Here is a 9,722-nt window from a genome sequence, read left to right as displayed (position 1 = left end):
TGCGGGCATCGTGAAAAATCTATGGCAAAGAAAGCCTTATGTTCTCATAACTGACGATTAAATCGCACCTTCCTTAGGTGGATTCACCGCTTTATGAGTATATGTCAATGTACTGATCTTAGGAATAATGCATCATCAGCATCGGATAGCATAAGGGCTGCATAATGTAAGTAACTTCCGCTATTGGCACGGGGAGGGACTGGCAACTGAGTTGAAGGACCGCTGTGAGCGACATGCAGCCCATGCAACGGAGCCAGCGTCATCCCGGATTCCATCAATGTTTGAATGGTATCACCACTCGATGTCCAAGCAGCCAGTTCTGCTCACTATGAGTCTGTCATGTAAACCAAAACGTGACATCATAGCAACCATGGTGGGTTAGATGGTTTACTGTATCGGCTGAAAGTCTATGGTAAATTTGGAGTAAAAACTGCCGTGCAAATTTGGTAGAACAAAAATAGATACTCAGGAGCCTATAGAATGCTAAACAGGCAAGTCAGGCAAATCTATCCTCAACAGGATAAAGATACCCAAACGGTGGTATTTAGTGATTATTCTCACTTTCCGAACATTGTTCTGCTTGGTGATCCTGGTGCTGGAAAAACACACCTCTTCAAACAGTTTGCGACATTACAAGAGGCAAAATATCTGACAGTACGTCATTTTTTAAGTGGCGTTCCGATTGATAATCAGAAAACGTTATTCATCGATGCATTAGATGAGAAGAGGAGTGCCAGTAGCAGTAGTGATGTTGTAGATGACATCGTCCGTAGGCTTTTTTCCCAAACCCCACAAAATGTCAGAATTTCTTGTCGCTCTCAGGATTGGTTAGGCGAATCAGACTTGTCAGCATTTTTACCCTATTTTGAGCAGACGGGAGGCTATGTTGTTTTACATTTGCAGTCGCTCTCAAAAGAAGAGCAGACTGTGATTCTACAAGCTAATGGTGTAGAACACCCTGAAGCGTTTCTGGCTGAAGCAGAAAAACATGCCGCCAGCGAATTTCTTTACAACCCACAAAATCTGCTAATGCTGGCTGAAGCAGTTAAAAAAGGAAATTGGCCCCGTACAAGGTCTGAACTTTTCCACTCTGCGACACAGTTCCTTTTAACTGAACATAGCCAAGAGCATACGCGGCTAACTTCAGGAAGTTATACCTGCGACGAATTAGAGTATCCTGCTGGATCAATTTGCGCGTTGTGCATATTGAGTGATGTTTCCGGGGTTTCTCTGCTTCCGAACGATATCCGACCAGAATACCCCAGTTACAGAACCATCTCGTTCTTCTCACATGAAATAATTAGAGCGGCGTTATCGAGGCGGGTTTTTTCTGCCGAAGATGAGCTTGAGACTGTTGGGTACAGCCACAGGACAATTGCTGAGTATTTAGCGGCAAAATGGTTAGCCGGGATCGTTGACAAAGGGCTACCCATGGGACGTTTGAGAAGTATGCTGGGATTTGAGGGATATCCGTCTTCAGAATTGAGAGGTTTACACGCATGGCTAGCGGTCTTTTTACCGCAATACGCCCAAGTCTTCATTGAAGCTGATCCTTACGGCGTTCTGACCTATGGCGATGCAGCTTCATTACCGACAGTGGAAAAACAAAATTTACTGGTGGCGTTGTCAAAACTTTCAGAACGTGATCCCTGGTTTAGAAATCACGGTCTCAATTCATATCTGAATGGCTTTGTGACAGTAGAAATGGAAACTCTGTTGCGACAGATAGTCCGTGATCCTCATTCGTCATTTTCTCTGCGCATGATCGTTTTGGAATCCTTATCGGTAACAACACCGATAGTCGCACTGAGTGATGACTTAATTAATATTGCAAAATCGAAGGATTCCTCGTATGCGGAAAAAGAGGAAGCAATAACGGCATTAATCCATTTTGGAGTGTCTGGTCAGAAATTTTCGGTACGTTTTTTTGCGGAATTAAAAGACAAAAATCACGATAGCATCCGGTTGCGTAACCACATTATTCAGTTGCTCTATCAAGATTACTTTGCACCGCAGGATATAGCACAATTGCTGGTTGATACATTAAATATAACCAACGAACGATTACCGATAGGATCATTATGGCGACTGAATGATATTGTACCGACAGCTGATCTGCTCGCTATCTTTGAGCATCTCGATCGGTACCACACCGCTCACAGTAATGACTGGTATTCTTCAGCTAAAAATCACTCTGAGATTGTACATTTTCTGGAAGCTGGATTATTGCAGATACTAAGCGAGAAGAGTGGTTACAGCGCATCTCAGATATGGTTGTGCCTAAAAGTGTTCTATAGCTACTCCCATAATCACAGCTATCGCAGTTATGACAATGTGCAGAAATCTATCGTTCAGGAGATAAAAAATCGTAGCTGGCAATATGAAGATATTATAGACGCCGCCATTATCTCATTTACACGCTATGATACTCGATACTTGTTCTTACATGAATTTTCTGAAAGCACCTTCCATCTTGTTCCTGATGAGCTTTTGCTGGCTCGTTTTATCCACTATTTATCCCATGCCCAAAGTGATTCAGAAAAAGTCGAATGTATTTATCGACTGGCATTTGCAACTCTTTATCGTTGTGACACGCCCCCCAAAGATACGTTTGATTTACTTTCTGCGTATTGCCATTCAAATGAGCAGTTACTTACTGTGTTTGACACTTCCATCATCTGCGAAATTGACGATTGGCGAATAAAGCAGAACCTCAGCCGAATAGAAAATAAGAAAAAACAGGAAGAGGTTCGTTGTGAAGATAGACTCAATTTTGAGTTATGTCGTCAAGAAATTGTGTCGGGCCAACATTTGGAGTGGCTCAAACATATTTCCTATATTTACTATTCTAAATACAGCGATGTTGATGACAAATTGACGCCAGTGCAGCGCTGTGCAGACATATTAGGTGCCGAAAACGTCACTGATTCGATATCCGGTCTTTTAGCGATTTTAAATCGTTCAGATCTTCCCACAATTGACGAGGTGAATTGTGCTTTGTTGAAGAGGGAGTATTACGAATGGTGGTATGCGGTACTGGCAGGAAGCGATGAGTTATTTAAAAACAATCCTGATGTTACACAATGGAACGAAGATTTGTTAACAACGCTATTGGCGCTGGATGTGATATTAGCACTTTTCACTAAAGACAATAATGTTATAAGTAATTATTCATTACCGTGGAAAAAGGATGTAATACTTTACAAAACAGCATGTTTCATCAAAACCTATTACCACATTATCAATTTCTGCATGAATAATCAGCTGCAAGATATCCGTGCACTTAACTATCTGTTAAATGATACCTGCATTCCAATCGAATATGCCGTTCCTTTAGTTATGAGACTAGCTAAAGAGCACCCTGATGATGTTCTCCATTTACAAAACCTGGTTGAGTGGTTGTTAGCGCATCCTGAAAGTCATGCAGAGTTGTTGCAGCTATCTGAGTTGATGATAGCGCAACCCTCAAAACTTAATAAGACAAGTTATCAAATCTGGCTGGTATATACTTATTTATTCGCTCCAGACCAGTGTCAGGATCTATTTTCATCTGAATCAAAATCCGCGCCGGAAATGATAGCGATTATTCGTCAACTATCTGGTAAGGCGAAAAGAGGCCGTGGGAGTAGTGAGCAGCGTTTATCACTAACACAATTGGAAGCGATCATCACTGTCTCTGCTACTCATTTTCCTAATGCAGATCGAGTTGCAAGTAACGACTCTAACTCAGCAAACAATTGGGAGTATGCTGATTTTATCAAAAGATTGATTGATGACGTATCTTCTTTTTCCTCATACGATGCTGGTGAAGTATTTAAACGTTTATTATTACTGCCAGAATGTACAAGTTATCGGGATTATCTCTTGCACGCTCAAAGCAACCAGAAGGTGCGGTATCGGGAATCACAGTTTCAACACACTAACTGGAAGCAAGCGTTGAATACGCTGAAAAATCAGACCCCAGCTAATGTAATGGATCTCTATGCGCTATTGTTAGATCATTTGCGGGATATCGCTAACCGAATTACTTATGAAAATACCGATATTTATAAACAGTTCTGGAATGAGAATGGCAATGGTCAAATTTTAGTGCCTAAGCCTGAAGAGAGCTGTCGGAATTTTTTTCTGGAACTGCTTAGAGCACGACTCCATCCGTTACAAATAACCTGTGAGCCTGAAGGCCACATGGTTTCGGGTAAAAGGGCTGATATCATCATTTCACTTCCAGGAATAAAGATCCCCATTGAGATAAAGCGTGATTATCACCGCGACGTCTGGAGCGCGCTTAACGAGCAGCTGGACCAACTTTATACTACCAATCCCGATGCCGCAGGCTACGGCATCTATCTGGTCTTCTGGTTTGGTGCTTCTCGACCAAACGCTATCCCTCGCCCGGCGAAAGACACGCCACCCCCAGTAAACGGCACGACAATGGAGGACATTCTTAATGAAGCTGTGCCAATGGTTAAGCGAGACCGCCTGTCTGCGATAGTAATTGACGTATCAGGTGAGGCTAATTCGACTGTTGTAACGCAAAAATCATCTAAGTAAGGAAAGTGAATCATGATTACAAAAGAACTTGTAGATGAAAGTCTCAATATTCACCGACTGGTTGACTGTGGTGATTTTGACCTGGCATACCAGCAATCCGTTGTATTCCTGGAAAAACTGGGAAAAATAACGGTCAAGGGTGAAAATTATTTTATAGTGCTGGGGAATGTGGCTGGCGGTCTTGTTGATATTGGGCAAATGAGCAACCATAAAAATGCAGCAGAGCTTGGTTTTAAGCTGATGGATGATAACAAGGAAGCATTAGCACATGTACAAGGAGAGAGCCATTTTTATTATAATTATGCTAATTCTTTGTCTAATTTGATAACTGTCAATAACCCTCATGATCATACCTTTCAATCAATAGAAGAACTCGTTTCGTTAAAAAACATCTATTGGCGAGCCTTCAACCTCTCTTCACAGGAGAGCGAAGAATTCCAGGCAGAACTGTCAGTTAATCTGGCCAATTCACTAAGAAGTCAATTTAGGATGAGTGAAGCACTGAGATATTATGATCTCACTAATCGCAAGGGATTAGATATACCACAGTCCTGGGTTAATCGTTCTGCTGCGCTCATTGAGCTAAACCTTGTTTCATCTTCATACTCCATTAAGCAATTAAAGGAGATACGAAAAGGGTATATTAATGCATCTATTTCCAAAAAAATCCCTCCACAATGGGAATCATTTTATCTTGGGCGTATAGCACAAACGAACGATAAAATAGAAAAATGTGTATCAGCAGACGGCGAAACGGACGAGCATGATGACATGCTCACGCAACAGGAGTTTGACGCATTGAGTGCATACAGGCATTCTGCCTAATAAATCATCTGACGCTGTCCGAGCACGGTCTTTATTGCCCCTGTGTGGGGAGTGCCACCGATAATCTTGTCATCTCTTCTTCTGGTGTAACCGGTGATTTTATTATTCCAATGGAGATGGCATTAAACCGCTTTAAATCGGAGTTTTCACTTGCCCGCCATCTCTATTTTGAATACCTTTATCCTCAGGATACGGATGAAATTAAAGAAGAATGTCATTTTTTAGAGTTACATAATGACGAGATCTTAGGCATTGATATTGAGAAGATCAGAACGGCATTTCGTCTCTGCTTTGGTATTCTCGATAAGATTGCGGTATGTATCTGTGAACTTCACAAAGTTTATCCACCTTCAAAGAAGGGCGGGTTACAGAAAAATATCTATTTTCAAAGCTTCTGGCAGTTAGATGTTGATAACAGAAGACAACGGTTTGAAGATATAAAGTCACCTGGACTTTTAGCATTGTATAGCATTGCTACTGACCTGAATAAAAATAAAGGTGGCGAATTGTCTTTTTATAAAGAGTGGCGCAATGGTCTAGAACATAAATTTTTGGTGGTACACAAAAGTGATAAAGCAGAAGATCTTTACCAGTCTTATAAATTGATTAAAGATATTCTTTTTATCAAAGAGGATGAGTTTATTCACCATTTCGGTCAGCTAATTCAGATAACCCGTTCAGCAATATTTTCATTTGCTTTTATGGTTAGACATGAAGGTAAGAAACAAAAAAAAGAGAATATTCCTTATATTACCAATAAACTCCATATGAAAAGGTATTCTTCAGAACCTAAGTAAAAGACAGTAAGCGAAACGCTATGTAAACACCCCCTGCAAAACTACCCATCCACTATTAAAGAGTCTTTGGCGCTCCAGCGTCCGCGTTTGGCACAGAGCAGACGGAATGATGGCGTTGAGAGTTCATAGCACGAAACGGACTGTGAGCAAGTTCATCAGGTTCGCTTTGAACGTCACCACATAGCCACGGGTCTTTCTTTTCTAACCGAAGGGCAGAAAAGCAAGGGGAACTCGAAGAAGCAAGCGCAGCGGCTTCGCAGAGTTAGCCCTTGCTTTAGTTATAATAATAAAAAACTGTAGTAGCAGATATTATTATATAAATATATATAGCTTCGCTTGCATTGATTTTAAAGCTTCTCTTGCAGTTCAGGATAAGCTCCGAATCCATCGCTTCGGTAGCTTAAAGGAAGCTGAATGAAAAGGCTGTTTAAATGCTTCGCGTGTATTGATTTTAAAGGCTTCTCTTGCAGACAGATAATGCTTCTAATATACATCTTCTATTGTGCAAGTGAAACCCGGTAATACATTTCTTCAGCTCAAGGTTATAATGGGCTATAACAGTGAATGGTAAATATGAGGTGTGAAATTATTATTGCATATTGAATTTGTATTGGTTATCTTTTTTAAGATTGTTATTTGTAAGTGAAAAATTAATTTTATTTGACAGGGTTGCGATGAGTTATATTTTCATTTGATTATAAGTAACGGGGGGAATGGTATGGATTTTTTAAAGTATAATGGCATTGCCAGACCTAACATTAATTATAGAAATAAATCACACACAGGTGTTGACATTATTTAAAAATGATTTATTAATAATGTATGCCATCAAATATTTTTGCTGATATGTATCCTGTACTATGTACAGTTTGTTATTTGCCCCATATATGGGGATACTGGAAAGGCTACTGATTAGTAGCCTTTCGTCCATTTAAGCAGCAAAAAATTTAAGCTGTTGTGCCTGGACATAATCTCCCCACCACTGCATGAGAGCTACTCGTTCGGTAATATATTCCGCACGATTATATGCAGCGATAATTTCGTCTTTTTTTGAGTGGGCAAGGGCTGCTTCAAGGGCATCTGTCCTGAACTTACCTGACTCTTCCGCTGCCGTTCTTGCAATAGATCGCATTCCGTGGGCAACAAGTTCACCTCCAAAGCCCATACGGATAATTGCTGCATTGGCTGTTTGTTCATGCATATGATTTAAGGGAGCCTTTATGCTGGGAAATACCCACTCGCGGTGCCCGCTGATTGATTCCATAGACTTGAGTATCCGAAGAGATTCTTTGCTTAATGGGACCTTATGAGGTTTTTTCATCTTCATAAATTCAGCCGGGATGTTCCACATGCTGTTATCCATATCTATATCAGACCATCTTGCGCGGACAGCTTCACCAGGGCGAACCCAAGTGAGAAGTTGCCATTCAATCAGTAGTCTTGTTTCTAAACGGACAGAAGCATTGTTCAGTGCTGCCAGAAAACGAGGGAGTTCAGAGGGGGGTAAGGCAGGCATATTCTGTTTTTTAGGTTTACTGAAACGTTGGCCTAGATTATCTGCGGGGTTAAATTCAATCAGCTCTTCTGTAGCCGCCCAACGGAAGATTTCATTCAACCTGGAAATTAGCCGCCGCAAAGTTTCCAGTACTCCTCGTTGTTCAATTGGATCAAGATGCTGTTTTAAGAGTTTGGGACGGATCTCATTGATTGGCACATTACCCAGACCGGGGAAAATATTTCGTTCAAGGCTTCGCCAGATGTCTTCCGCATGGTCTTGTGAGATGCCAGAGGTCTTTACCTTCTCATCCAACCATTTTCTCGCCACGGCTTGTAATGTGTGTTCTGTGGCATTCTTTAATGCATTAGCTTTATCGTTGTTATGGACTTGAGGATCCGTGCCATTCGCAAGCAAGGATAGGTATTCATCACGTAAGGCTCTTGCTCTTGCCAGGGTAAGGTGAGGGTAGGTTCCAAGGCTCATCTTGGTTCTTTTCTTGCTCACAGGCACTGAATACCTGAAATACCAATTCTTTTTCCCACCTGTTGAGAGGGGAGAGATTCGTAGAATCAAGCCATCCCCGTCAAACAAGTTGATTTCTTTGTCTGCTGGCTTGGTGTTTTTGATTTCAGTGTCGGTGAGTTTCTTCGCAATCTTTGCCATTTTGGGACCCTCGATTTTGGACCCTTTGTCTTGGGTCCCATTCAGGGTGCCATAACTCGTGGTTCTCAGCAATTCTCACTAGACGACAATGGACGTAAAAAATCCCGCAGAGCTTGTGCTATGCGGGCTTAGTAGAATTTACTGAACTTCAGTACATCAATATTTGGTGGAGCTGGCGGGAGTTGAACCCGCGTCCGAAATTCCTACATCCTCGGTACTACATGCTTAGTCTGTCTTTACATTCGCCGGGCACCTGCGAACAGACACGCCACTACCCGACTAGCCTGATTAGTTTTAACGCTTCAACCCCAGGCAAGGCATCCACGCGATCTCTTTTGGGTTTGACCTCTCTTGAATCCCCGTCTTAAGAGCGGAAGCTAGGGAGAGAGGGCTCTTAGCAGGTTATTAAGCTGCTAAAGCGTAGTTTTCGTCGTTTGCGACTATTTTTTGCGGCTTTTTACGAGGCCAACCGCCCCTCGGCATGCACCTTGGGTTTCGCAAATCCCGTCGAATCCAGAATCAGCCCCTAAGTGTGCGGCGAGTATAACAGATTTGTGACGCCGCATACCAGCCCATATCGCAACAACCTGTGCTGCAGGCCGCGCTGATTAAAGTCTGAGCGCATTTTTGTTATTCCGGCCTTAACGCTTGGTCTTCCAGGATTTAGAGGCGCTGCGCAGTAAATCACGTAGCGTGCGGATGAGGATTTCTTTGCTGCGGCCACGACGGAAAATCAGGGAGAACGGCGCCTGGTAACCATAATCGGTGGGCAGCAGGGCGCGCAGGCGTTGCTGCTGTACCCACGGCAGGGCGTAATGTTCCGGCAAATAGCCGATGTATTTCCCGGACAGGATCAACATCAATTGGGCTTCCATACTCTCCACGCTTGCCACGCTTTGCTTAAAACCTTTTTTGCCGAGATCGGCGGCGCTCCAGTAGCTGCGGGTCACCATACGCATCTGCGAAATATGCGCGACGGTGGGATGGCGCATAGCGTAAAGCTCGTGCTGATCGCTGCAATATAACCAGTGCTGCTCCCGGTAAAGCGGGTGAGAAACCACGCTGTTTCCCTGTAAGGAAAACGTGCCGACGGCGATATCCAGCTCGTTATTTAAAATGCCGTGCAGCAGGGCATTCGGGTTTTTGATTTGCAGGTTCAGGTGCACAAGAGGGAAGAGATCGCTGAACTGACCAATCGCATCGGTGATGGGCAGCATCGGGTCTGTAATGGTGGAGTCAATCACCCCGAGGTTGAGCGTCCCGCCCTGTTCGCCGCTCAGGGAAGCGGTGTAGCGCTCAAAGTTTTCCAGCGTATTAAGGAAGGTGCGATTTAATCGTCAGTTATGAGAACATAAGGCTTTCTTTGCCATAGATTTTTCACGATGCCC

General features: G+C 42.8%; 5 protein-coding genes and 1 other RNA gene. 3 read left to right on the top strand and 3 right to left on the bottom strand.

Annotated elements, in window-relative coordinates:
• The first annotated feature begins 480 nt into the window (after positions 1 to 480).
• The 3 genes from ACSZO4_RS23020 to ACSZO4_RS23010 are packed head-to-tail and all read left to right on the top strand — an operon-like array spanning position 481 to position 6,173.
• The gene (locus ACSZO4_RS23020) at positions 481 to 4,551 is read left to right on the top strand and encodes an NACHT domain-containing protein (protein ID WP_437891374.1); all 4,071 of its coding nucleotides are present in this window, start codon (positions 481 to 483) and stop codon (positions 4,549 to 4,551) included.
• A gap of 12 nt (positions 4,552 to 4,563) precedes the next feature.
• Positions 4,564 to 5,376, top strand: a complete 813-nt coding sequence (locus ACSZO4_RS23015) for a hypothetical protein (protein ID WP_437891373.1) — start codon at positions 4,564 to 4,566, stop codon at positions 5,374 to 5,376.
• 44 nt (positions 5,377 to 5,420) lie between these two features.
• On the top strand, positions 5,421 to 6,173 hold the full coding sequence (locus tag ACSZO4_RS23010; RefSeq protein WP_437891372.1) for an LA2681 family HEPN domain-containing protein: 753 nt from the start codon (positions 5,421 to 5,423) through the stop codon (positions 6,171 to 6,173).
• Positions 6,174 to 7,104: 931 nt separating this feature from the next.
• On the opposite strand, the gene ACSZO4_RS23005 is transcribed toward ACSZO4_RS23010, so the two are convergent.
• From ACSZO4_RS23005 to ACSZO4_RS22995, 3 genes are all read right to left on the bottom strand, one after another.
• Positions 7,105 to 8,334, bottom strand: a complete 1,230-nt coding sequence (locus ACSZO4_RS23005) for an integrase arm-type DNA-binding domain-containing protein (RefSeq protein WP_049594132.1) — start codon at positions 8,332 to 8,334, stop codon at positions 7,105 to 7,107.
• A 164-nt stretch (positions 8,335 to 8,498) separates the two neighbouring features.
• Positions 8,499 to 8,861: a transfer-messenger RNA gene (gene ssrA / locus ACSZO4_RS23000) on the bottom strand.
• 114 nt (positions 8,862 to 8,975) lie between these two features.
• Entirely contained in the window at positions 8,976 to 9,614 is a 639-nt protein-coding gene (locus ACSZO4_RS22995) for a substrate-binding domain-containing protein (RefSeq protein WP_437891375.1), read from the bottom strand.
• Positions 9,615 to 9,722: the final 108 nt, after the last annotated feature.

The sequence above is a fragment of the Phytobacter sp. V91 genome (assembly GCF_965644225.1).
Lineage (GTDB): Bacteria > Pseudomonadota > Gammaproteobacteria > Enterobacterales > Enterobacteriaceae > CBFFRJ01.
This window is presented reverse-complemented; position numbering and strand designations above follow the sequence as displayed.

Excerpts from the sequence above, each read along its gene's own strand:
- ACSZO4_RS23020 (WP_437891374.1), top strand. The coding sequence starts at position 481 with ATGCTAAACAGGCAAGTCAGGCAAATCTATCCTCAACAGGATAAAGAT.
- ACSZO4_RS23015 (WP_437891373.1), top strand. The coding sequence starts at position 4,564 with ATGATTACAAAAGAACTTGTAGATGAAAGTCTCAATATTCACCGACTG.
- ACSZO4_RS23005 (WP_049594132.1), bottom strand. The coding sequence starts at position 8,334 with ATGGCAAAGATTGCGAAGAAACTCACCGACACTGAAATCAAAAACACC.